This window comes from Flavobacterium pectinovorum (genome assembly GCF_006438875.1).
Taxonomy (GTDB): domain Bacteria; phylum Bacteroidota; class Bacteroidia; order Flavobacteriales; family Flavobacteriaceae; genus Flavobacterium; species Flavobacterium pectinovorum_A.
The window spans coordinates 329601-354327 of sequence record NZ_RCZH01000005.1; the positions used below are offsets into that span (position 1 = coordinate 329601).

The 24727-nt window shown below is 33.6% G+C and carries 26 protein-coding genes; 7 read left to right on the forward strand and 19 right to left on the reverse strand.

Annotated features, from left to right (window positions below; all coding sequences use genetic code 11):
- Positions 1-24: 24 nt before the first annotated feature.
- The 4 genes from EAH81_RS09675 to EAH81_RS09690 all read left to right on the forward strand — a co-directional run bounded on the left by EAH81_RS09675 (position 25) and on the right by EAH81_RS09690 (position 4467).
- A complete protein-coding gene (locus EAH81_RS09675; RefSeq protein ID WP_140506350.1) occupies positions 25-1512 on the forward strand; it encodes a carboxypeptidase regulatory-like domain-containing protein in 1488 nt (495 codons plus the stop codon).
- Positions 1513-1665: 153 nt separating this feature from the next.
- Positions 1666-2844 carry an AIR synthase related protein gene (locus EAH81_RS09680; RefSeq protein WP_140506352.1) on the forward strand — a complete coding sequence of 393 codons (1179 nt, stop codon included), beginning with the start codon at positions 1666-1668 and terminating at the stop codon, positions 2842-2844.
- A gap of 336 nt (positions 2845-3180) precedes the next feature.
- Positions 3181-3537 carry a hypothetical protein gene (locus EAH81_RS09685; RefSeq protein WP_121325973.1) on the forward strand — a complete coding sequence of 119 codons (357 nt, stop codon included), beginning with the start codon at positions 3181-3183 and terminating at the stop codon, positions 3535-3537.
- A 321-nt stretch (positions 3538-3858) separates the two neighbouring features.
- Complete coding sequence (locus EAH81_RS09690; RefSeq protein WP_140506354.1) at positions 3859-4467, forward strand: GNAT family N-acetyltransferase; 609 nt, start codon at positions 3859-3861, stop codon at positions 4465-4467.
- 250 nt (positions 4468-4717) lie between these two features.
- Here the strand turns inward: EAH81_RS09690 and EAH81_RS09695 are convergent, their stop codons facing one another.
- Positions 4718-5176: a hypothetical protein gene (locus EAH81_RS09695; RefSeq protein WP_140506356.1), complete on the reverse strand. Its 459-nt coding sequence runs from the start codon at positions 5174-5176 to the stop codon at positions 4718-4720.
- 156 nt (positions 5177-5332) lie between these two features.
- Entirely contained in the window at positions 5333-5956 is a 624-nt protein-coding gene (locus tag EAH81_RS09700; RefSeq protein ID WP_140506357.1) for a M949_RS01915 family surface polysaccharide biosynthesis protein, read from the reverse strand.
- Positions 5957-6145: 189 nt separating this feature from the next.
- Between EAH81_RS09700 and EAH81_RS09705 the strand changes: the two genes are divergently transcribed.
- The 3 genes from EAH81_RS09705 to EAH81_RS09715 all read left to right on the forward strand — a co-directional run bounded on the left by EAH81_RS09705 (position 6146) and on the right by EAH81_RS09715 (position 9416).
- Complete coding sequence (locus tag EAH81_RS09705) at positions 6146-8467, forward strand: GH92 family glycosyl hydrolase (protein ID WP_410501103.1); 2322 nt, start codon at positions 6146-6148, stop codon at positions 8465-8467.
- Between the two features lie 64 nt (positions 8468-8531).
- Entirely contained in the window at positions 8532-8891 is a 360-nt protein-coding gene (locus tag EAH81_RS09710; protein WP_140506360.1) for a hypothetical protein, read from the forward strand.
- A gap of 81 nt (positions 8892-8972) precedes the next feature.
- Positions 8973-9416: a hypothetical protein gene (locus EAH81_RS09715; RefSeq protein ID WP_140506362.1), complete on the forward strand. Its 444-nt coding sequence runs from the start codon at positions 8973-8975 to the stop codon at positions 9414-9416.
- An 89-nt stretch (positions 9417-9505) separates the two neighbouring features.
- Here the strand turns inward: EAH81_RS09715 and EAH81_RS09720 are convergent, their stop codons facing one another.
- The 17 genes from EAH81_RS09720 to EAH81_RS09800 form a co-directional block, all read right to left on the reverse strand.
- Complete coding sequence (locus EAH81_RS09720) at positions 9506-11365, reverse strand: peptidase M61 (RefSeq protein ID WP_140506364.1); 1860 nt, start codon at positions 11363-11365, stop codon at positions 9506-9508.
- Between the two features lie 99 nt (positions 11366-11464).
- Positions 11465-11743 carry a DUF2805 domain-containing protein gene (locus EAH81_RS09725; protein WP_140506367.1) on the reverse strand — a complete coding sequence of 93 codons (279 nt, stop codon included), beginning with the start codon at positions 11741-11743 and terminating at the stop codon, positions 11465-11467.
- 120 nt (positions 11744-11863) lie between these two features.
- Complete coding sequence (locus EAH81_RS09730; protein WP_140506369.1) at positions 11864-12691, reverse strand: sterol desaturase family protein; 828 nt, start codon at positions 12689-12691, stop codon at positions 11864-11866.
- Positions 12692-12783: 92 nt separating this feature from the next.
- Positions 12784-13026, reverse strand: a complete 243-nt coding sequence (locus EAH81_RS09735) for a GlsB/YeaQ/YmgE family stress response membrane protein (RefSeq protein ID WP_140506371.1) — start codon at positions 13024-13026, stop codon at positions 12784-12786.
- 44 nt (positions 13027-13070) lie between these two features.
- On the reverse strand, positions 13071-13778 hold the full coding sequence (gene aqpZ / locus EAH81_RS09740; RefSeq protein WP_140506373.1) for an aquaporin Z: 708 nt from the start codon (positions 13776-13778) through the stop codon (positions 13071-13073).
- A 25-nt stretch (positions 13779-13803) separates the two neighbouring features.
- Positions 13804-14160: a DoxX family protein gene (locus EAH81_RS09745; protein WP_140506375.1), complete on the reverse strand. Its 357-nt coding sequence runs from the start codon at positions 14158-14160 to the stop codon at positions 13804-13806.
- 87 nt (positions 14161-14247) lie between these two features.
- Positions 14248-15144: an EamA family transporter gene (locus EAH81_RS09750; protein WP_140506377.1), complete on the reverse strand. Its 897-nt coding sequence runs from the start codon at positions 15142-15144 to the stop codon at positions 14248-14250.
- A 223-nt stretch (positions 15145-15367) separates the two neighbouring features.
- The gene (locus EAH81_RS09755) at positions 15368-16504 is read right to left on the reverse strand and encodes a peptidylprolyl isomerase (protein WP_140506379.1); all 1137 of its coding nucleotides are present in this window, start codon (positions 16502-16504) and stop codon (positions 15368-15370) included.
- Between the two features lie 50 nt (positions 16505-16554).
- Positions 16555-17628, reverse strand: a complete 1074-nt coding sequence (locus EAH81_RS09760) for a peptidylprolyl isomerase (RefSeq protein ID WP_140506382.1) — start codon at positions 17626-17628, stop codon at positions 16555-16557.
- A gap of 19 nt (positions 17629-17647) precedes the next feature.
- Positions 17648-18334, reverse strand: coding sequence for a gliding motility-associated peptidyl-prolyl isomerase GldI (gene gldI / locus EAH81_RS09765; protein WP_140506384.1), 687 nt, complete (start codon positions 18332-18334; stop codon positions 17648-17650).
- 4 nt (positions 18335-18338) lie between these two features.
- Entirely contained in the window at positions 18339-19343 is a 1005-nt protein-coding gene (locus tag EAH81_RS09770; RefSeq protein ID WP_140506386.1) for a DHH family phosphoesterase, read from the reverse strand.
- 199 nt (positions 19344-19542) lie between these two features.
- A complete protein-coding gene (locus tag EAH81_RS09775; RefSeq protein ID WP_140506388.1) occupies positions 19543-20124 on the reverse strand; it encodes a hypothetical protein in 582 nt (193 codons plus the stop codon).
- 5 nt (positions 20125-20129) lie between these two features.
- On the reverse strand, positions 20130-21035 hold the full coding sequence (locus tag EAH81_RS09780; protein WP_140506390.1) for a rhomboid family intramembrane serine protease: 906 nt from the start codon (positions 21033-21035) through the stop codon (positions 20130-20132).
- Positions 21036-21105: 70 nt separating this feature from the next.
- Positions 21106-22362 carry a voltage-gated chloride channel family protein gene (locus tag EAH81_RS09785; RefSeq protein WP_140506392.1) on the reverse strand — a complete coding sequence of 419 codons (1257 nt, stop codon included), beginning with the start codon at positions 22360-22362 and terminating at the stop codon, positions 21106-21108.
- A 264-nt stretch (positions 22363-22626) separates the two neighbouring features.
- Positions 22627-23010: a RidA family protein gene (locus tag EAH81_RS09790; protein WP_140506395.1), complete on the reverse strand. Its 384-nt coding sequence runs from the start codon at positions 23008-23010 to the stop codon at positions 22627-22629.
- 338 nt (positions 23011-23348) lie between these two features.
- Entirely contained in the window at positions 23349-23654 is a 306-nt protein-coding gene (locus tag EAH81_RS09795) for a chaperone modulator CbpM (protein WP_140506397.1), read from the reverse strand.
- Positions 23647-24570, reverse strand: coding sequence for a DnaJ C-terminal domain-containing protein (locus tag EAH81_RS09800; RefSeq protein WP_140506399.1), 924 nt, complete (start codon positions 24568-24570; stop codon positions 23647-23649). The genes EAH81_RS09795 and EAH81_RS09800 overlap by 8 nt, the downstream gene beginning before the upstream one ends.
- Between the last annotated feature and the right edge of the window lie 157 nt (positions 24571-24727).

Below are 24727 nucleotides of genomic sequence, written 5' to 3' on the forward strand. Positions count from 1 at the left end.
CAGTTGAAATAATTTAAAACACAGATGATGAATAACCTATATTTTAAATTTTGTTTTCTTTTTTTCATTGTGCTAAGTTCTTGCAGTGAAGAAAAAGTCGACGCCGTATCGTATGGAACCGTTACCGGAAGAGTAGTAATCGCAGACACCTTTGAGCCAATGGAGAATGCCAAAATTACATCGAGTCCAACCTCTGGAACCATTTTTACAAATGCAGACGGAAGATTTGTAATGACCAAAGTGAAAATTGGAGAATACTCCTTTCAGGCACAAAAAGACGGTTATGTTGCAAAATACGAATCCGTTTCAGTGACATCCAATAATACATCAGAAGTTATATTTGAGATGAAAAAATCAACGGGAAATAACAAATCTCCGGCAATTCCGGCTTTGACAGCTCCTGTAGACAATGCCGTAAAACAAAATACAGCACTCGATCTTACCTGGACAGCAACAGATCCTGATAATGACGTTCTGACTTTTAAAGTCACTTTGCGAAATGATGCCAATACTGAGGTAAAAGTATTTCCGGATATTAAAGACAAAAAACTATCATTGACAGGATTATTATACGGAGTAAAATACTTTTGGCAAGTAACCGTAAATGACGGAATAAACGCAGATGTTTTGAGTGCCGTAAGTTCTTTTACAACAATAACATTCCCAACCACAAGATATTTGGTAGTCAATAAAGTGGGGGACAACAACATAATTTATTCTGTTGATGATACCGGAAACAGATATCAGCTCACAGCAAGTGAAACCAATAGTTGGCGACCCCGAAGAAATACACAAGCCAAAAAAATCGCCTTTGTAAGATCCAGCGGCGGACAAAATCATATTTATACTATGAACGAAGATGGATCGTCAATTACAAAAATCACAAATTCAGTTCCTATTACAGGTTTTAATTCGGATTATATAGGCTTTAGCTGGAATACATCCGGAAGCCAGATTATCTATCCCAATTTTGATAAACTGTACCGAATTAATAATAACGGAAGCGGTTTGACACAAATTTACAAAACACCAAACGGCAAATTCATATCAGAATGTGATTGGAGTAACGATGGCACAAAAATCGCTTTAAAAGTCAATGATGTCAGTGGTTACAATGTCGAAATTTATGTTATAAATACCTCCGGAACCGTAATTAGCCAAGTACTTTCAGGATTAAAAGGAGCTGTAAACGGATTAAATTTCTCCATAACCGGACAAAAACTGCTTTATGCCAGAGATATTTCCGAATTTGAAAATCAGAATTACAGACAGCTCGACAGCCGAATTTTCGAGTATAATTTTGCAACTTCAACAGCAGTATCAATTACAAACGAAAAACCAGCAGGGACAAATGATTATGATGCGAGATATTCGCCTAATGAAGCCGAATTTATTTTTACCAATACCTCAAATGATGGTGTTTCTGCAAAGACCGTTTTCAAAAGTGGTATTTCAACCGCAGATTCACGAGTCAATTTATTCACAGGATATTTTATGCCCGATTGGGAATAGTATAATAAATGCCAAAATTTTTATAGTGTTAATTGCAGGAAATCGGCAGGAATCATAAACCTGCCGTTTTTTTTTGTGAATCAGACCTGCTAATCAATCAAAGAATTAAAAAAAGCGATTATCTTTGCACCACATCAACACAAACTAAGTTTCATGAGTTCAGATTCTAGCAAAAGGTACGCGCAAAGAGGTGTTTCGGCATCAAAAGAAGACGTACACAACGCCATAAAAAACATCGATAAAGGTTTATTTCCTCAAGCATTTTGTAAAATTGTTCCTGATTATCTAACACAAGATCCGGAATATTGCTTGATTATGCACGCAGACGGCGCAGGTACAAAGTCGTCATTGGCATATATGTATTGGAAAGAAACCGGAGATATTTCAGTTTGGAAAGGAATCGCTCAAGATGCTTTAATCATGAATATCGACGATTTATTATGTGTTGGAGCAACAGATAATATCTTGCTTTCTTCTACAATTGGAAGAAACAAAAACTTAATTCCGGCTGAAGTTATCTCGGCAATCATCAACGGAACAGAAGAACTAATCAACGAATTAAAATCTTTTGGCGTAACGATTCATTCAACAGGCGGAGAAACTGCCGATGTTGGAGATGTAGTTCGCACCATAATTGTAGATTCTACCGTAACCGCTCGTATGAAACGCAGCGATGTAGTAGACAATGCAAACATTAAAGCAGGCGACGTCATTGTTGGTTTGACTTCTTTTGGTCAGGCAACTTACGAAAAAAGCTATAATGGCGGAATGGGAAGTAACGGATTAACATCTGCACGTCACGACGTTTTCGGCAAATATTTAGCAAAGAAATATCCTGAAAGTTACGATGCCCTTGTTCCCGAAGAATTAATTTATTCCGGTCAGGTAAATTTAACTGATGCCGTTGAAAATAGCCCAATAAATGCAGGACAGTTAGTACTTTCTCCAACGAGAACTTACGCACCTATTATCAAGAAAATTTTAGACACCTATACGCCAAACGAAATTCACGGAATGGTGCATTGCAGTGGAGGAGCACAGACCAAAATTTTACATTTTGTTCAAAACCTACACATTATAAAAGACAATTTATTTCCGGTTCCGCCATTATTCAAGTTAATTCAGGAACAATCAAAAACAGATTGGAAGGAAATGTATCAGGTTTTCAATTGCGGTCACCGTATGGAAATTTATGTTCCCGAAAATATTGCACAAGATATCATCGCGATTTCAAAATCATTCAATGTCGATGCACAAATCGTAGGTAGAGTAGAAGCGGCAGATGCCAAAAAACTGACTATTACCAGCGAATACGGAACATTCGAGTATTAATTTTTGGCATATAACGTAGAGATGCACAGCAGTGCATCTTACGCAAAGCTAATTTGGATTGCATTCGTTGTAAAATAATAACCATTAGCTTTTTCAGGAGCTAATCCCGCTATCCGTTACAATCTTTTGCTTTTTAAAGAAAAAAGCAAAAGGATTTTCACTACTATCGGGGCTAAAAAGCACACTGGGATATTACCAGCAACACAGAACATTCGAATATTAATTTATTAACCATATAAGTAATATAAGTTCATTTTAGATTTAGCGGAATCGATTGTCAGCTTGAACTTATATTTTCTTATATCACTTATATGGTTTTAGAAATACACACAGACTATGTACGAATTACTTTTTTGGAAATATTTAGAAGAAGTCTACCTAAATCATCACGAAGTTTACGAAGCACTTGTTGAAAAAGAAGAAGTAGAAGGTTTGGAAAAACTTCCGGTTGAGGTTATCATGAACCGAATCAATTCTGTTTTTTCAGAATGGGAAAAAGTAGACGAAAACAGCTGGCAAAATACCAAAGGAAAAGGTGCATTTCAAGTCATCACAACTCCACAAAGCGTCAAAATAGATTGTTACGGAACCGAAGGCAAAACCATGAACAAGCTTGTTGCATTGATGGAAGAATTCAAATGTCCGTTATACGATCCACAAGTTCCGGAGCGTTATGACGAAATGAGTGAATAGGAAAAACACAAAAGAAATATAAAGCAAATCATATATCTCGGAGAGATTAAATACTGTTAGAAACATATTTCATGAATTCCTCATTTGTCCGGTAGGGCAACGTCATTAAGTTAAGGGAATCTATAAAATTATTTAACAGTTTAATCAAGAAAGTAATTAGAAAAATCCGTTTTTATTAGCGTTTTCGCTTTAGCGAATCAGTAAAATCAGCGTCTAATTTTGACGCGGATAAAACAGATTTACTTTGTAAAAACGCCGATAAAAACGGATTTGATCTGCAATATAATCCCTTTAATCAGTGGCGAAAAAAAGAAAAAAATTATGAGCACAACATCAAATTTTAGTTTCTCAGACAATATAATTCTTGAAGACGATTTGGTTTTATTGCGTCCTTTACAAGAATCAGATGTCGATAATTTATTAGAAATCTCCATCAACGAGCCAGAAACCTGGAAATATTCCTTAATTGGTGCCGACGGAAAAGAAAATCTGATCAATTATATTCAATCAGCAATAAAAGCACGAGAAGACAAAAGAGAATTTCCGTTTATAGTATTCGATAAAAAATCTCAAAAATACGCAGGTTCAACACGTTTTTACGACATTCAACTTGATTATAAAACACTACAATTAGGATATACCTGGTACGGATCAGCCTTTAGAGGAACCGGATTAAACAAACACTGCAAATTTTTATTACTGCAATTTGCTTTCGAAACCCTCGGAATGGAGCGTGTAGAATTCCGCGCCGATAATAACAACGAGCGCAGTATCGCAGCCATGAAAAGCATAGGATGCAAAGTCGAAGGAGTTTTGCGCAGCCACATGCCCACAGCAAATAGCGAAGTCCGTCGCGATTCAATTATTCTAAGCATTCTAAAAAATGAATGGTTTGATGCCGTAAAAGAAAACTTAAAGCAAAAGCTTTAGCAAAGAAAGAGCCACAGGCTCGACATATATTGTAGGGCCGGATTTCAATCCGGTTTAAACAAAGAGATAAAGAGCCAGCGGCTCGACCAATATTGTAGGGCCGGATTTTAATCCGGTTTAGACAAAGAGAATAAATTATAATGAGTTTTCTAGGATAACGATTTAGGACGGATAAAAAACTAAGAAAAAGAGCTTCTTTTTCTTAGTTTTTTTTATGCATATTATATTGTAATAGATTTTTTAGTATCGCTTATTTAGGAATTGCAGTTTTAGCATTTAAAATTTCGTACAACTTTTTGTTGTCATTTGACAATGAAGACCAACTTTCTATTGACGAATATTTACACGAAATACTTGTGCTGCCATAACTAATTTCAATTGTGATATTTTCACCAGCTCCACAAGTAAGTACTTTGGTAGCAAGAGTTGGTTGATTTATGATTCGATAGGCATATTTTGCTAAACTGTCCCGTTCGTTTTTACTAAAATTTAATTTTTTCTGGACTTGTTTATATTCTCCATTTTTCTCCTTAATCCATTCTTCTAAAGAAGAAAAATCATCGCTTACACAAATTTTTTTTCGTTTTGATTCAAAAATAATAGTGTTATAATCTTGCAAATACTTATTTGAATTTTCTTTTTTTTGAGAACAAGACTGAGTTGTAATACATATTACAATTGTTGAAACTAATAATACAAACTTTTTCATAATTTAGGAGGTTGAAGAACTCTATTCTAATTGTTTATATCTGTTTAGGAATTTTGAAACCGAATTATTTTAGCTAAACGAAAATAAGGTTTAAAATTCCAAATAAAATTAAATTCAGATTTGGAATTTGGAATTTTTAAAATTGGATTTAATCTCCTAGCCATCCTTCAACAACAAACCTTGTTCTTTTCTAATCTTAACGACCAATTGATCAACATAGGATTTTATTTTCTGCGGAAGCGTATTCCAATTTTGATCTTTTTTAAAACTTCTGCAAAGATCTAAATCACATTCTACAGCACGAATTACATATTTTTTGTTTTTATAAACTGCAATAATTTTAACGCGTTTTATTTCGTCATTTTCATTTCTTGTTCCATAAACGATTATAGGCTCAATATAACCATCACCATCAATATCCTTTGTACTGCAGTATTTTGTCCAGAACCAGATATTCTTTTCTTTAGGTTCTGTGGCTTCTAATAAATCATTAATTCTCCATTTTTCCAAAAAACCACCATGATCATTCATGGTAGAAATCGCCTGAATCTTAGTATTTAAAGTATCTTTTTTAGAAATATTTTTTTGGTTTTCGCAGAAAAGTAATTCATAAACACCGCCTTTATCTTGATATTCGAATGCTTTGTAGATAGGAAAATCAGAAACACCATCTAATTCTCTTTGAATTATTTCGTCCTTTGTCAATCTGTAACTGCTTACTTTTTGAGCAAGTCCCAAAGCCGAATAAGAAAGAAACAGAATCAGAATATAATTTTTCATAGAAGTAAGAAGTGTTTTTTTGAATACTTCAAAGATATTCAAAACCTTATTTCGCAATAAGAAATTTACATTTTTAAAAAAGCAGAATTTGTTGTATTTTTCTAACCTGAAAGCATTGGTAAATCGTTTTAGTAAATAATGATTACTGCTTTTGACAAAATAATATCTAAAAATTACCTGATGAATAGAATGAAAAGTAAAAGTTTTCTTTTAGGATTAACCTTTTTAGTGCTTGGTTACGGCAATAAAGTAAATGCACAAAAGAAAATAGAGAAACAAAATCTAATTCAGTATGTTGATCCAATGATTGGTACAGCCAAGATGGGACATACTTATCCTGGTGCAACAGTTCCGTTTGGAAGCGTGCAATTGAGTCCTGAAACAGATACGATAGCTTACGGTTTAAACGGAAAATACAATGGCGAAGTCTATAAATATTGCGCAGGATATCAATATGAAGATAAAACGATTGTAGGTTTTAGCCACACCCATTTTAGCGGAACGGGACATTCAGATTTAGGTGATTTCCTGATTATGCCAACAACGGGAAAACTGCAATTAAATCCCGGTGTAGCTTCAAAACCATTATCAGGTTATAGATCGGCGTTTTCTCATACAACCGAAAAAGCAGAACCGGCATATTACAGTGTCTTTCTGGAAGATCATAAAATCAAAGCCGAACTTACCGCAACAACACGCGTAGGAATGCATCAATATACTTTCCCGAAATCTGAAGAGGCGCACATTATTCTCGATTTGACTTCTGGAATTTACAATTACGATAAAAAGAATGTCTGGACATTTGTTCGGGTAGAAAATGACACATTAATTACAGGATATCGCCAGACAAATGGCTGGGCGAGAACCAGAACAGTATATTTTGCGATGTCTTTTAGTAAACCAATTAAAAGTTACGGACAAGCTGCACAGGAAAAAAGCGTCTACAAAGGTTTTTGGGGAAGATTTGATCAAACCAAAAATTTTCCTGAAATGGCAGGTCAAAACCTGAAATTATTTTTTGATTTCAATACCGAAGAAGGAGAAAAAATCAAAATCAAAATGGCACTTTCTCCGGTAAGTTCTGCCGGAGCGTTGGAGAATATGAAAAAAGAAGTTCCGGGTTGGGATTTTGAAAAAATAAAAAAGCAAAGTCAGGAAGTTTGGAATAACGAATTGAATAAAATCCAGATTGAAACCATTCAAAAGGAAGATTTAGTCAATTTTTACACGGCAATGTATCACGCGTTTTTAGGTCCAACAGAATACATGGATTTAGACGGAAATTACAAAGGCTTGGATATGAATGTTCATAAAGCCGAGAATTTTAAAAATTATACCAGTTATTCTTTGTGGGATACTTATAGAGCTTTACACCCTTTATTTAACTTAGTTCAACCAGCGAGAAACTCAGATATGATAAGTTCAATGTTGGCGCATTCAGATCAAAGCGTGCATAAAATGCTGCCAATCTGGTCACATTATGCCAATGAAAATTGGTGTATGATTGGCTATCATTCGGTATCTGTTGTTGCCGATGCGATTGTAAAAGGCAATGGAAATTTTGACAAAGAAAAAGCACTTCAGGCTTGTATAAACACAGCAAAAGTACCTTATTATGACGGTTTGGAATATTATATGAAAATGGGTTATGTTCCGGAGGATAAAAATGGAGCTTCGGTTTCTAAAACATTAGAATATGCTTATGATGATTGGGCAATTGCTCAGGCTGCAAAAAAGTTAGGTAAAACAGACGTTTATAATGAATTCATCGAAAGATCAAAAAACTATAAAAATGTTTACGATGCTAAAACAGGATTTATGCGCCCTAAATTAAATGACGGAACTTTCAAAAAAGAATTTGATCCATTAGATACACACGGACAAGGTTTTATTGAAGGAAATTCATGGAATTATAGTTTGTATGTTCCGCAAGATCCAGCCGAAATGATTAAAATGATGGGCGGAAATGATAAGTTTAATGTTCGTCTGGATTCCTTGTTCAGCATGCATTTACCGGACAAATATTTTGAAAACACAGAAGATATTACCAGAGAAGGAATAATCGGGAATTATGTTCATGGAAACGAACCTTCTCATCATGTAGTTTATTTGTACGATTGGACAAATTCGCCTTGGAAAGCTCAGGATAAAATTAGAATGATCCTGAAAAAAATGTACCGAAATGGCGCTGACGGTTTAGGCGGAAATGATGATTTTGGACAAATGAGTGCGTGGTATATTTTTAGCAGTTTAGGATTTTATCCTGTTGCGCCGGGTTCTGACGAATATGCATTGGGAAGTCCGTTAGTTAAAAAAGGTACTTTTAATTTAGAAAACGGAAAAACTTTCGAAGTAGAAACCGTCAATCAATCGGATAAAAATGTATTTGTGAGTAAAGTGCTTTTAAACGGAAAACAATTAGATAAGCCTTTCCTGAAACATTCAGATGTTATTAATGGTGGTAAAATCACTTTTTACATGAGTGCTAAACCAAATAAGAAGAATTACTAGATTTTACGAGCAAAACCTAACAGGTTTTTAAAACCTGTTAGGTTTATTAATGTGTTATTTTGATATGAAAAAGCAAATAATAATTGAAAATATTGGCGTTTCTATGGATGGAGGAACTCTTGTTTTAAAAATAAGAAAAGAAGAGTCAATTTTTTATGAAGTTGAATTTGTACAAAAAGTTGTTTTTTCAAGTCGAGCTCCTATGGATCGATTGCCGGGAAGTTTGGTTTTAAATGAAAAAGAGGTTGAGATCAGGTCAGAATTGGAAAGAGAAATACTTTCGGAAATTAGAATTGCTGAATTTGGAATGCAATTAGAAGAAAGTGAAAGGGATTCCTTTAAAAGAATGATTTTGGAGCGCATTGAATTTGTTGAATCTGAGGATTATATAACAGTTGCCAGAAAAGTGGGACGCATAAAATAATTATTATTTAATAAAAAGAGAAACACAACCAACTTTATAAAAACTTCACGAAATTTGCACCTCAAATAAAAGACACGTATTATGAAAATAAATCTAAAATCAGGGATTGATAAGCTGCTTTTCGGAATGAAGCAAAATGATGTAACAGCTGCTTTAGGAAAACCGGACAAAAATTATGTAGACGAAGATGATAATGTAATTTTTGTATACAATGCACACAAAATCAGATTGACATTTTATCAGGAAGAAGACTTGAAATTAGGTTATTTAGTAGCTTCAAGTGCTGACTTGGAAGTTTTTGGATTCAAGCTTATCGGAAGAAAAATTGCTGATGTAAAGAAAGATTTAGCAACAAAAGGAATTACAAAATACACTCAGGAGACTTTTGATACTTTCGAAAACTATTTCAATGAAGACAATTGGTTTATTCTTCAAACAGAATTTGACGAAGTTGTAAAGTTTGAAGTTGGAGCAATTATTAATGAAAAAGACGAATTTGACTGGAAATTTCCAGTTAAGAAATAAGCACAATATTGTCATTTCTGACAAAAAGGAGAATAAAAAAAACCGACAATCACTTGTCGGTTTTTTTTTATGTTATTAATTAAAAGAAATTATCCTTTTAACCATGCATTTTTAAGTTTCTCTTTTGAAGGATCAATTACTTTAAAAGTTTCTTTTTCTTCAAATGGCACTTTCACAGTTCCTTTAATAGTTTGCTCAGCACCGGCACGTTTTATTTTAAACGTAATAGGATCGTTTTCTTTCCAATTTTCACTTTCCGTAATCAAATCATAAATATTGTCTAAGTTATACGCTTTGTCGTTTACAGAAACAATTGCATCACCAGGTTTAAGATTTAAATTTGTAAAAAATACGTTCAAATCAACATCAGAACGAACACTTATTACTTTAGTTGTTTTATCAACACCAATATATGGAGTTTGTCCTTTGATGAAGATTGATCCGGGAACTTTTTCAGAAGCTTTACCAACGCCAACTTTTGCTAAATAAAAATCATAAGGAATTGGAGTTGTTCCAGCCACATATTTATTCAAAAATTCACCAACTTCAGGATACGTTAATTGAGTGATTTTTGCAAAAAGTTCCTCATCATTAAATGGTTTTTCAATGCCATATTCACTAGCTAATTTATGCATTAAATCAAGAATTCCTCTTTCTCCGTTACTTTTTTCTCTAATGATAATATCAATACACATCCCGATCAAAGCACCTTTTTGGTACACGTTTAAGTATTGATCTTTGTACGGCTGCTCTAGAACATTTTTACTCATTACCGTAAATGACATGGTATCATTTAACGCTTTTGATTGTTCGATTTTATCAGCAATACGAGTATAGAATTCGGTTTCGTTAATTAAACCCTGATTGATTTGAAAAAGATTTGCAAAATATTCTGTTACACCTTCATACATCCATAAATGCTCTGACATTTTTGGCGCGTTATAATCAAAATACTGAATCTCTTTTGAGTGGATAGTTAATGGAGTTACGATATGAAAAAACTCGTGAGAAACTACATCTTTCATAGTTTCTACTAATTTTTCTTTTGGCATAGATTCAGGTAAAACAACAGTTGTTGCAGTTGGATGTTCCAAAGCTCCAAAACCATGTGCGTCGTCTTTTGCCATAGATGATAAATACACTAAAACCGTATATTTTTTGGTAGCATTTACTTTTCCTAAAAAGTTTTTCTGCGCCGTCATCATTGTTTTCATCTCCGGAGTGATGCTTTCTGCTGTAAATTTTCCTGTTGGAGAATAAACAGCGATTAAAATATCCATTCCGTTTACATTAAATGTAGTATAATCCGGTTTGGAATACATAATTGGATTTTCAACCAAAATCGCATAACGGGATGTTGTAAAAACATCACTTGTTTTGCTTGCATCTTCATCAGTCATTGACGTTGCTCCCCAAAGTGTTTCAGGATGTGTAATGGTAACTTTGTATGGAACTTCTAGTTTATCTTGAAAATAACCTACAAAACCATGCGTATTGACCATGAAATTGATTCCTGCATTGATGTTTGTTCCTGCTGGCGAAAACACATCGTCGTTACCAAATCCGGTTCCTTTTTCGGTATCAAATGTATCGCCTACCAAATAAGTAACTTTTTTTAATGTTTTTGCATTTGAAATTGACCATGAGTTGTCATCAATTCTCTTTACCGTTAAGGCATTTCCTTTAGCATCAAAAGCCTGAAAACTATCAGAGTATTTACCATAATTATCCGTAGAATAAGTTCCCGGAACCGTTTTTGGAATACTATAAATAACTTCGTCTGTTTTTATTTGTGGAGGAGTAACCGTTACCAGAACTTTATCGTCCTTTACATCTACAAGATTAATGTTGACCTCTACCACATTGCTTTTTGCAGCACCCGAAGAGCTCCCTGTTTTACAGCTCCAGAGTGTCACTGCAAGAGCTAAGGTATAAAGTATTTTTTTCATTTAAATAAGTTTAGTTATTTGTATTTGACATACAAAAGATAAAAAAGTTACAAGAAATTAAAAATATAAAAAAAACTCCTGAAGCACAGGAGTTTTGTCTTAGTCTAGTTTGTTTTTTATATAATATTTACCATCCAAATCTTCATCAAAATCATCTATTTTAACTGGTTTTGGTTTTGGTTTATTAGCAATGGCCTTCTTTTTCCACATCTCAAATTTTTCAAGAGGCATTTTCTTTTTCATGATTTCCAGAATTTCTTTTTCTGCCAATCCAAATTCTTTTTTAATGATTTCAAATGGATTTTTTTCTTCTAAAGCTAACGAAACAAGTTTTTCCGTTTGTTCCCAATTCAATTCTTTGCGGTTACTCTTTTTCATCACGTGAAAATTAATTCAAAATAGAGGTTAATGATTAATAGATTGATTTTCAATTTAAGTATCAATATTAATAAAAAAAATAATTACTTGGTAAGATCAGGTGCGTTTTTTTTATTGTTTTTAACTGTTTTTTATGGATCTTGATTTTTGAAACGGAATTTTCAATAAATTTTTCAATTTATTATTTTCTTCAGGCATCATATGCGTATCAACTCCATAAATTAATTTGTCTTTGGATAGTGTCGTAAAGGTACCAAAAAGCCGATCCCAAACTGAAAATATGTTTCCATAATTGCTATCTGTATAAGGAACAACATAATGATGATGGACTTTGTGCATATTGGGAGAAACAATAAAATAGCTCAGAAAAATATCCAGTTTATTTGGCAGCGAAATATTAGCATGATTAAATTGTGTCGCAATAACTGATAAAGTCTGATATAAAAAAACCATCCACATTGGCGTTCCAACGATCAAAACCCCAAGAGTTGTAAACACAAAACGAATAACACTTTCGCCCGGATGATGTCTGTTGGCGGTTGTCGTATCAATCCAGGTATCGGTATGATGAACAATATGAAAACGCCACAGAAATTTTATTTTATGCTGAATATAATGAGGCAAATAAGCACCGATTAAATCCAATAAGAGCAATCCAATTAGCGTATAAAGTAAAATTGGAATTTCCGGAAGCCATTGTAAAATTCCAAAATGATTTTCAGTTGCCCAATATGCTGTTTTGATTAGGATAAAAGCCAATAAAAAATTGATTATAATGGTAGTCAGTGTCAGGAAAAAGTTAATTCCCGCATGATGCCATTTTTTGTATTGCATCTGGAATAGGGGAAAGGTATTTTCTACGATCCAAAAAAATGTTATTCCTCCAACCAAAATTAAACTTCGATGTGAAGAGGGAATTGTGCTGAAATAAGCAATTACTTCATTCATAATAATTGGTTTTATAATAAAATAGAAAAGAGAAAATCAAATATAAATATATTAGATTTTCTCTTTTAAAATGATGTTACTTACAAAAGTATTTAGGCTTTTTTTATGAGACTAATTATAAATAGTAATACCCAGGCACCTCCAACGGCTATAATAATTTGCCATAGAAGTCCGCCGCCGCCAATTCCCAGTCTTCCGGCAATCCAGCCACCAATAATTCCGCCGACAATTCCAACGATGATATTACCAAGTAATCCAAAGCCGGCACCTTTCCAGATTTGACCTGCTAACCATCCTGAAATGGCGCCTATAAGTAAGAAATATAAAAATTCCATAGTTGATATGTTTTATTAGTTATGATTTGGTTTATAATTGGGGATTAAGCTTCAGCGTGATTTTGCAATAATGTTTTATAAATAAATCCTGCGACAATTGCTCCTAAAATTGGTGCTAACCAAAATAACCAAACTTGAGATAAAGGTTCTCCTCCGGCAAAGATCGCTTGTGACAATGATCTGGCAGGGTTTACGGAAGTATTGGTAATTGGAATACTGATTAAGTGAATTAAGGTCAAGGCCAAACCGATAGCGATTCCTGCAAATCTTCCGTTTGCAAATTTATCAGTTGCTCCAAGAATTACTAATAAGAAGAACAAGGTTAGAACAAATTCAGCTATAAATGCAGATTGTAAAGAATAACCATCAGGAGAGAAAGCGCCAAAACCATTTGAAGCAAAAGCTCCGGCTTTAGTATTATCAATAACATTTCCTGCTTTACCGGACCAGATAATAAATAATGTTCCCGCAGCTGCCAGTGCACCAATGCATTGCGAAATAATATAAGGCAACAAGTCTTTTGCCGGAAATCTTCCTCCGGCCCATAAACCAAAAGATACAGCAGGATTAAAATGCCCGCCGGAAATGTGTCCAACGGCGTAGGCCATTGTTAGTACCGTTAAACCAAATGCCAAAGCGACACCAGCAAATCCAATTCCCAGAGTAGGAAATCCGGCAGCAAAAAGAGCGCTTCCGCAACCTCCGAAAACAAGCCAATAGGTTCCGAAAAATTCTGCAAATAATTTTTTCATAATAAAATAATTTTAATGGTTAATGTTAAAAGGTATATTGGTATGCCCAATACACTAAAATAATCTGTACGAACAAACGTACAAATAAAATCCATTTTGGCAAGCCGAAACTCGCTTTTTTATTTTGAAACATGTATAAATTGGCAGGAAATATAGCAATTAACAAAGCAATGATGCCCCATGCTGCTATATGACTTGTAGGAGGAAACAGCAGAAGAATACCAAAAATTATTTCGGCAGCTCCACTTAAAGTATTTACTAATTTAGGGTTTTTGAATGCTGGAGGAATGATTTTGATATACATTCCCGGTTTTCTAAAATGATTAAGTCCGGCAATTATATAAAGAAAAGCCATTAAATATAAATGCCAGGGTAGATTCATGATATCTTATTGTTTATCACGAATTTATAAAAAAATTAACAATTATTACATTACAATAGGCTTTTTTTTCGTGTATCGCAAATTGAGCTATTTTTTAGACTTGAAATTTACATTCATAATAATTATGGCCAAAATAATTAGTACGATTCCAACCCATTGTGAGAAGATAACTTCTTCGTTTAATAACACATATGCCATCATAACAGAAACAGGAAGTTCAAGTGCAGAAACAATACTTCCCAATCCAATTCCGGTTAACGGGAAACCTGCTGTCATTAACATTGGAGGAATGATTGTACCAAATAAAGCTAAGATAATTCCCCATTTCATGAAAATCTCAAAGTTAAAAGGTGTTATTTGAGTTGCAAATGCAAATGAAAACACAATAATAGATCCTCCCAAAAGCATGTATAAGCTTCGTTGAGCAGATGAAATTTCGGTAGCAACACTATTTGCCGTAAACATAGTTGTAGTAAAAGATGCAGCAGCAAGAACTCCCCAGGCAATACCTCTCCAATCTAATTGGATATCATTATGAATGATATTAGTTGCCAGGACAGTACCAATAAGAACAATAATTACAGCAATCACTTTTTGTTTTGAAGGTAATTTTTTTTCTAAAAACATTTCAAGCAAAACGCCCATCCAAACGGTTTGCATTAATAAAACAATCCCAATAGAAACCGGAATGTATTTTACAGCCAAGTAATAGAACAAACTTGTCATTCCTAACGAAGTTCCGGCAATCATTAAACTAAATATATTTTTTGGAGTTGCCTTTACAACATTCTTTTTATGCTTAATTTTCTGAAACGCATTTATTAGTAAAATACCAATAATTCCTAATATAAATTGAGATGTTGTTACCTCGGCGGTAGTATATCCTTCATCATAGGCCATTTTTACGAAAGTAGCTAACATTCCGTAAGTTGTAGCTCCTATAGCAACTAAAAATACTCCCTTTAATACGTTGTTTTGTGACATCTTAACTTGTTTAGATTAAAAAAATAAAGCCGGCAAAGATAAGCTATTTTGTTTAGGAATTAATAGAAAATAATCATAAACATTATTGTCACTACGGTTTTAGAGGTGATTTATATCTTAAAATTGTGAATTTGATATAATTATGGAATAGTTAAAAATACGAAACCCATCAAAATCTAAATTTTGATGGGTTTGCTTTATATAAGATAAAATAACCTTTGTTTTATTTTACAACAGGTTGATTTTGATACATTTCGATTTCGAAAATCAAAGTAGCGTTTGGCGGAATTACTCCTCCTGCACCATTTGCACCATAAGCTAAATTTGAAGGAAGAATGAAGGTAGCTGTTTCTCCATCAGTCATCATATCTAATGCTTCGATAAAACCAGGAATCATTCCGTCTTTTTTACCTGCAGTAAATGGAAAAGCTTTGTATCCGCCTTGAGCGTCTCTATTAGCATCATATTTACCATAAGCTTTTGCTACACTTGCCATACTGCTGTCAAAAAGATTTCCATCTTCAAAATAACCTGCATAGTGAAAGTAAATTGTAGATCCTTCAGTTGGTTTTACGCCATTTCCTTTTTTAGTAATCACATATTTTAAACCTGATGCAGTTGTGGTCGCGGTTGCTTTTGCATTTGCAAAAGAAGCGGCTTTTTCTGCAACGACTTTTTGACTTTCCGCTTTTTGAGTTTCCAGTTTTTTTAATTCCTCAGAGAAAATTTTTACAGCATCAAATTTTTTGGCTGCAGCGCCTTTGCGTGTAATAACGATTTTTGTAATAACATCATCCTGAGCAATTTTGTTTACAACATCCATTCCAGAAACTACATGACCAAAAATAGTATGTTTTCCGTTAAGCCATTGTGTGTCTTTATGTGTGATAAAAAATTGACTTCCGTTTGTTGCAGGTCCTGAATTAGCCATTGCTAAAACTCCGCCTTTGTCAAATTTTAACTCAGGAACAAACTCATCTTTAAAGGAATATCCAGGATCTCCTGAACCATTTCCTTGAGGATCTCCGCCTTGAATCATAAAGTCCTTGATAACTCTATGAAACTTTAATCCGTCATAAAAAGGTTTTCCCTTTAAACTTTCAACTTTTACGTAAGGATTTTTACCTTCTGCCAAAGAGATGAAGTTTGCAACTGTTACAGGAGCTTTTACATATTCTAATACTAAAACAATGTTTCCATGTTTAGTTGAAATAGTAGCAAAAATACCTTCATTAGGGGTTGCTGCAGGAGCAACTTTTGTTGTTGCCGCAGGTTTGGGTTTAGTAACCGGTTTTTTAGTCGTTTGTGCCTGAATATTTACAATTGCAAGGCAAAATAAAAATAGAAATTTAAATTTCATCGTGTTTCGAATTTAAGTATAGGAATAACGGTTTAAAGATAAGAATATTATTACGGTTTTTCTAATAGTTGAATTTCGAAAATAATATTAGCATTTGGGGGGATAACTCCTCCGGCTCCGGTTGCTCCATACGCCAGGTGAGATGGAATAAAAAGAATTGCTTTATCTCCAAAAGAAAGTTGTTCAATTCCTTCAATAAATCCGGGAATCATACCGTCTTTACGACCTGCCTGAAACGGGATTGGCTGATATCCGTGTTGTTCTGCTCTTGCAGGATCAAACTTCCCGAAAGCTTTATTAACTTCTTCTACACTTGAATCAAACAAAGTTCCGTCTTCTAAGAAACCAGAATAGTGAATGTAGATTTGAGTTCCTGCAGCAGGTTTTTTTCCTGTTCCTTTTTCAGTAATTAAATACTCTAAACCAGTACTTGTTTTTGTTGCTTTTGGTCTAACAGAAGCGTAGTAAGCTACTTTTTCTTTTTGAACGCCATCAAATTTGCTTTTTTCTTTTGCGATTTCAGAAAAATAATCGTGAAATACTTTTACAGCATCAAATTTCTTTGCCGCTTCACCATTTCTGATAATAGTTACAGAAACGATTTTATCGTCTTGTTTAACTTGATTTACAACTTCCTGACCTTTTTCTACAACGTGACCAAAAATAGTATGTTTTCCGTCTAACCATGGAGTTTCAACATGGGTGATAAAAAATTGGCTGCTGTTTGTTCCCGGGCCATTATTTGCCATAGCCAGAACTCCGGCTTTATCAAATTTAAGATCTGTGATTTCATCCTTAAATCTATAACCTGCATCTCCGGAACCAGTTCCTTCAGGGTCTCCGGTTTGAATCATGAAATTTTCAATAACTCTATGAAATTTTAATCCGTTATAAAAAGGTTTATTTTTTAGATAATCCTTTGTTACGAATTCATTTTTACCTTCGGCCAGAGTTACAAAATTAGCCACTGTAACCGGCGCTTTTGTATAATCTAATTCAACAATAATGTGCCCTTTATTCGTTTCAATGTCAGCATACAAACCGTCAGGCAAATTGCTGTGTTCGTCTTTACAAGAATAAAATGAGGTAACGGCTAGTAGTAATAGTAAAATACTTTTTTTCATTGTTTAAAATGTTTTTTTATTAGTTTATAGTGTCTTTTTTAGCTGGAGTTGCTGGTTTTACAGCTGCCGGTTTTGGCGTAACAGGTTTCGGAGTTTGTCCCGCAGCAGTTTGAGCAGCCGGAGTTTGTCCTGTAGGAGTTGCAGTTTTTGCCGCATCAGGATCCGGTACAAAATTTCGAAGCGTAACCGTACAAATTAACGATTGGTTCGTTCCAATTTTTTTATTGTCTCCATGATATCCGTAAGCAATATGAGACGGAAATAAGAATGTCACAGTTTCGTTTTTGTGCATTAGTTTAATACCGTCACGTAATCCCATCATAATATCTTGTTTGTCTACATAATAAGTTTGCGGACCAAGATCTGCTTCTGAGTAGATGATATTGCCTTTTATGTCTTTTACTTCTAAGTTAAAATAGGCGATATCTCCTTTTTTAGGCGTAGAAAGATCGGTTTCATTTCTTTCGTCATAAGAAAACCAATATCCTTTTCTGGTGGCATAATATTTAGTTTTCGGATTGCTTTTGATTATTTTTTTGATAACCTGTTCTTCATTAGCAATTATTTTTTTGTTACGATCAACTGATTTTTTCATGAAAGTTCCTGAAGTTCTCGAAATAGGTCTTCTGGCATCTTCATGTTGTTTACAGCTAACCAGTAAAACAGCAAAAAGTAGGGTATAAATGCTTAGTTTTAGGGATTTCATGGGGTTATATTTTTAGTTTGGTTACTAAATCTTCGAATTTTGCCAACGTTTCTTCCATCGAAACATCAGATCTTCCGCCGGCAGCATTACTGTGTCCGCCTCCGTTAAAATGATCTCTTGCAAACTGATTCACATCAAATCCTCCTTGCGAACGGAAAGATATCTTAATGATTTTCTCGTCTTTATTTTCGATAAAAATAGCAGTAAAAAGAATACCTTTTATACTTAACCCGTAATTTACAATTCCTTCAGTATCACCTTTTACATAATTAAAAGAATCCAGTTCGTCCTGAGTAAGCGAAGTATAAGAAGTTTTGTGTTCTTCAAAAACTTTCATGTTTTGCAAAGCTCGACCCAATAATTGCAAACGGCTGTAAGAACTATTATCAAATAATAAAACCGGAATTAGAGTATTCTCAACTCCTAAATCAATTAATTCAGCAATGATTCGGTGCGTGTTTCCTGTTGTTCCCGGAAAGCGAAACGAACCGGAATCCGTTAAAATTCCAGTATAAATACACGTTGCAATTGTTTTGTCCAGATCTTCTTTTTTGCCCAAAAACGAAATGAAGTTATAAACCATTTCGCAAGTTGATCCAAATGTAGTATCAGAATACATAAAAGTCGCATAATCATCCGGTTTTTGATGATGATCAATCATAATAAATGGAGCTGTTAGCTTTGCTAAAGTATGTTCCATTTCGCCTGTGCGATGAAAAGCATTAAAGTCAAGTGTAAAAATCACCTCAGCTTCTTCTAATATTTTGGTACAGTTTTGAGTATCTTTTTCGAATATTTTTACCGTTTCTGAGCCTGGTAACCAAGCTAAGAAATCAGGGAAATCATTGGGAGCAATCACCGTTGGCTGATGATTGTTTTTTAATAAAAAATGGTATAAACCTAACGTCGAGCCCATAGCGTCTCCATCAGGACCTCTATGTGGTATTATGGCGATTTTCTTTGGGGTTGCGAGTAATAATTGTATCGCTTGAATATCTTGTATTTTCATAGTGTGCGAATTTACATTTTTTTAATGTAATGTTGAAATCATTTTACAGATTAACACACTTTTATAAGTTGGCTGTTGCAGTCACGGTTTTCAGTCGCAATTTTCAGTTTTTAGAATTTTATAATTTGTATTTTAATTGATGATAATCAGTCTGTAAAATTATTTTGTTTGATACTGACAGAAGATTTTCATTTTAAATTTACTTCTTCGATTTTGCTGTATTGATTTTACTCATAACAGCTGCGATCTTAAAGTTAAGTTCAAGCATTTTTTCATCATATGCGCTGCTGTTTTCAAGGATCTTTTGATAAGCCAGTTCATATAAACTAATTCTTAATTTGCAATATTCTATTAATTTTTCATTTTGCTCATGACTTTCTTTTGGGAGATATAATTTATCGAGTTCTTTTATCAAAGTGATATTTTCATTCCAATAATAAATGCCGCGGTCTTTGATTAAATACAAGGTACTTTCTTTATTTTCAGAAAATGAATTACCATATTGAACACTATAAGCCTCTAAAGCCATGTTTTCCATATCGGCGAATTCCTGCATCCTTCTTTGATATTCCATAACCTGATAAATATAAACCTGAGAGCTTCTGAAGTTAAAGTATAAAAAAACAATTGCAATTGTTGCCGTAGAAGTAATAAAAGCGATTGCATAATTTCGTTTTTTTCCAAAGGTAAATAGGGCTAAACCAAATACAATTCCAGTTGTAAATCCGCCAATTGATGCAGCATAATTAATGGCATCAGTAAAACTGAAGCAAACAATCAAAAGAATTAAAAATACAATTGGAAATATGATAGGATGTTTATTTTCTTTTTTAAAGTTTTAGAAATAAGCGCAATAAGTAAAATACCGTACATACCAAAAATAGCACCAGATGCTCCGGCACTTACAACGTCTTTATCCCAATATAAACTGCTTAAATTGCCAATTATACCGCATAATAAATAAGTGACAAGAAATATCCATTTCTTTAGATAAGATTCTAAAAGTAAGCCAACATAAGCCAAAGCAAAACAACTAACAACCAAGTGTAAAAAATTGAAAGGAACAAAACAGGCAGAAAGTAATCTCCACCATTGGTTTTCAGTAGTTAATGGACCGTGATTTCCTCCCCAATCAATTATTTCCTGAACTTCCGGTGAAAAAAAGTGAACTCCCAAATACAGCATAACCAGAAAATACAGAATATTTAAATAGATTAAAATTGGAGTAATCAAATAGTCTTTTGTTGGAATAAAAATGGAAAAAAAAGAATAAAAGGAAGTTATATTTTGTTCTGTTTCTTTTTCAGATGAAAGGTTGCGCTGTTCTGTTTTAATATGCTCAGGAAAAGCATCACTATCCAAATTTAGATTTGAAGCATCGTTTAATTCTTCAAAATAAAGCTCTAAAAAGGATTCGGTATTTTTTTTATTTCTGCCACAGTCATAAAACTGATTTCCATTTGAGGAACTTGTAATTAAAGCAGTTCCCTCTTCTTCAATAGTAATAGAAATGGTTTCGTTCCAAGTATGTTTTTTATTTTTTGAAACAGCAAAAATTTCGTTTTCGGCAACACCAATTAAAGTCCAATTTAATTTTTTACAGATACTTATTGTTGTCAGAATAAAAGCTGATGAGGGCAAATTATTTAAAGGCGTTAGCTGAGAAAAGGAAGCAGGAAATCCGAAAGCCATTTATAGTAAGATTTGATTTAGCAAAAACAATACTACAAAAAAAGTATTACTTATTCTAAAAAATATTGGTTTATAAATGCTCGAGTTCTTTTTTCTGAAACTTCTGATACAACTTATATTTAGCACCTTTAACAATCTGTGATTTATAAATTCCAACAGAACCAGAAGAAAAGTAGGCAACTGTACAAGCAATGGCAATAAACATTCCAGATTCAATTCCGAATAATTCCATGCCCATAATCGTGCAGGCGATAGGAGTGTGGGTCGCGCCCGAAAAAACTGCAACAAAACCCAATCCTGCTGAGAATGCAATTGGTAATGGAATTATTACCGATAAAGCACTTCCTAAAGTTGCACCAACAAAGAACAATGGAGTTACTTCACCGCCTTTAAAACCGGCTCCTAAAGTAAAACCTGTAAATAGAATTTTAAGCAAAAAATCATACCACGGATTTGCATTCGAAAAAGAATCTACAATAACGGGAACTCCTAATCCGGAGAATTTTGTAAGTCCAAAACCTGCAATTGCAACGGCAAGCACAATCCCACCGATAAAAGGACGCAACGGAGGATATTTTATATTTTTCGAAAAAAGCGAACCCCAAAAATGAGTACTTCTTGAAAATAATAAAGCTGCAAAACCGGATAGAATACCAATTATAATAACATAACCTATAGTTGGAATACTAATTTCAGGAACAATCGGAATGCTATAATGAGTATGTTTTACGTGCCAGAATTCTACAGTAAAATACGCTGTATAAGCGACTAAAAATGATAAAATAACACTTTTTAGATTGATTTTGCTGAAATATAAAACTTCCAAAGCAAAAATTGCGCCCGCCAGCGGAGTTCCAAAAACTGATGCAAAACCGGCACTGATTCCTAGAATAATCAAAATTTTCCTTTCGGAATTATCCAGTTTAAAGAGTTTGGTAAATTGATCAGCAATTGCGCCACCCATTTGTACCGCTGTACCTTCGCGACCGGCAGAACCTCCAAATAAATGTGTCAGTAAAGTTCCTAAAAGGACTAATGGAGCCATTTTAAGCGGAATTAATTTCTGAGGGTTTTCGTATTCTTCGAGCAATAAATTATTGCCTTTTACAACAGATTCTCCCCAATAATGATAGCTCAATCCAATCAATAATCCGCCGAAAGGCAAAAGCCAGATAATCCATTCGTGGTGAATTCTAAATTGCGTAACCCATTCCAGAGAAACTAAAAAAAATGCAGATGCAGATCCGGACAAAATCCCTATCAAAACACAGATCAAGATCCATTTGAAAGTTGTTAAAAATGTTTTTTTTAGTGTTTGAGAAATCATTAATTATTTAAAGAAAGTAGTTTGCCACGAATTTCACGAATTTTAACGAATTTCTTGGTGTTTTTGCGAATTTTTTCTGCCACAGATTAAATGAATTAGAAAGGATTTCTTTTATAATATTTAAAACCACTTTTAATGGTTTCAATTTTAATCAATTTAATAGCTTCAAAAATAGACAAGACATAATCTTTTTAATCCTTTTAATCTGTGGCAAAAGAAAAAAAAATAATTCGCGAAAATTCGTGTAATTCGTGGCGACTTTTTTTACTGTACAACAGCTGTAAATTCAATTTCAACTAAATATTCAGGAGCAACCAATTTACTGATCTCATAAAAACCAGTTGTTGGCTTTACATCTTTAAAAAACGCTGAATGCGCTCTTGCAACATCTTCAAAAGATGTAATATCGGTTGTAAAGATTCGGGTTCTAATGACATCTTTCATTCCAACGTTCAAATCTTGTAATACTTTTTCAACACGTTCCAGGATGTTGTAGGTTTGAGCATAAGCGTCGTCGGCTTTTACTTTTTCACCATCAACAATAGCCACCGTTCCTGAAACTTCAATAATATTACCAATTCTTACTGCGCGGCAATATCCCATTTTGTCCTCCCACGGTGATCCTGTTAAGATGTTTTCTCTTTTCATTTTTTGTGTTTTTTTTGAATTGTTCTTAGTATTTTTAAAAACAAATTCGGGTTCGTTAATTCCGCTGCAATTTATAAAATATACAACTGATAAAGAACCAAATTAGATTGAAATCACGTTGAAAATTATTCTTTTTTGTGATATTTTGAGAAATAGATTTTGTTTTTTTGCCACAGATTAAAATGATTTTAAGGATTATCTTATATGTGTAAAATTGTTGCCACGAATTACACGAATTTACACCAATTTTAATTCGTTTAATTTGTGAAATTCGTGGCTAAAAAATACTTACAGCATTAAATCATTTTAATCTGTGAAATCTGTGGCGAAAAAAAACATTATTCAATCTGATGCTGCTGATAAAGTCGAAGTTTGTTTTGTGTCGTAGTAAGATTTTGTTGTAAAACTTCGATTTTGTCTAATAAATTTGCGATTACATCAATACCTTCGAGATTGATTTTAAGATCATAATGAAGACGAATCATTTTTTCGACAGCCGGTAATTGTTCCGGTTGTAAATATTCATCTTCTTCCAGAACAATAATTTGTACCAAACCATAATTGTGCAGCTCGGTTATAAACGTGTTTTCAATTTCGTGATAAATACAAAATTGTTTTATGTGAATTAAGTTTTTACTATTCATGATTTCTTAATTTAGCTAATTCTTCGAATAATTCTTTTTCTTTTGCTGATAATTTGGTCGGAATTTTCAAAGTATAAGTAATGTATAAATCGCCAAACTGATTCTCTTTTTTATATATCGGAAATCCTTTTCCTTTCAGTTTTACTTTAGTTCCGGGTTGCGTTTCGGCAGGAACTTTAATTTTTACTTTTCCATCAAAAGTATTCACGAAAATTTCTCCACCCAAAATAGCGGTGTACAAATCCAGATCAACATCTGCATACAAATTATTGCCTTCACGTTTAAAATCAGAAGTATTATCAACCAAAAAAGTAATGTACAAATCACCATTCGGACCACCATTTGCACCGGGCGCTCCATGATTTGGAATCTTTATAATTTGTCCGTTTTCGACTCCTGCAGGAATTGTAATTCGGATATTTTTGCCGTTTACAGTTAAATTCTGTTTGTGCGTTGTATAAGCAGAAGCCAAATCTAATTGCAATTCGGCATTAAAATCCTGTCCTCTGTATTTTGCCTGACCTCTGGAACTTCTTCCACCGGAACCATACATAGAATTGAAGAAATCAGAAAAGTCACTTCCTGAAAAATCTCCACCTTCAAAACCGGAATAGCTTTGATTTCCGCCTTGTTGTTGTCTCGAATATTGTTGTTGGTTAGGATCGTAACCTGCTTTTTCAAATTCATCAGCATGTTTCCAGTCTTTTCCATATTTATCGTATTTTTTACGATTCTCAGGATTGCCTAAAACCTCATTTGCCTCATTAATTTCCTTGAATTTCTTCTCGGCCTCTTTATCATTCGGGTTCAAATCAGGATGATATTTTCGAGCCATTTTCCGATATGCTTTTTTGATTTCGGCTTCTGTGGCTGATTTTGTGATTTCTAATGCTTTATAATAATCGATATAATCCATAATGCCTGCATTTTAATAAAAGTGAATTAAGGTATTGAAGTTAGGAATAAGTTGGTAATAATCAAAATTTTATATTTTTTGAATAGGGATTTACAAGAAAATAGACAATTGTTTGTTTTTAATCTAAATCTTACAAAATATTTTTTAAATGTAGAAA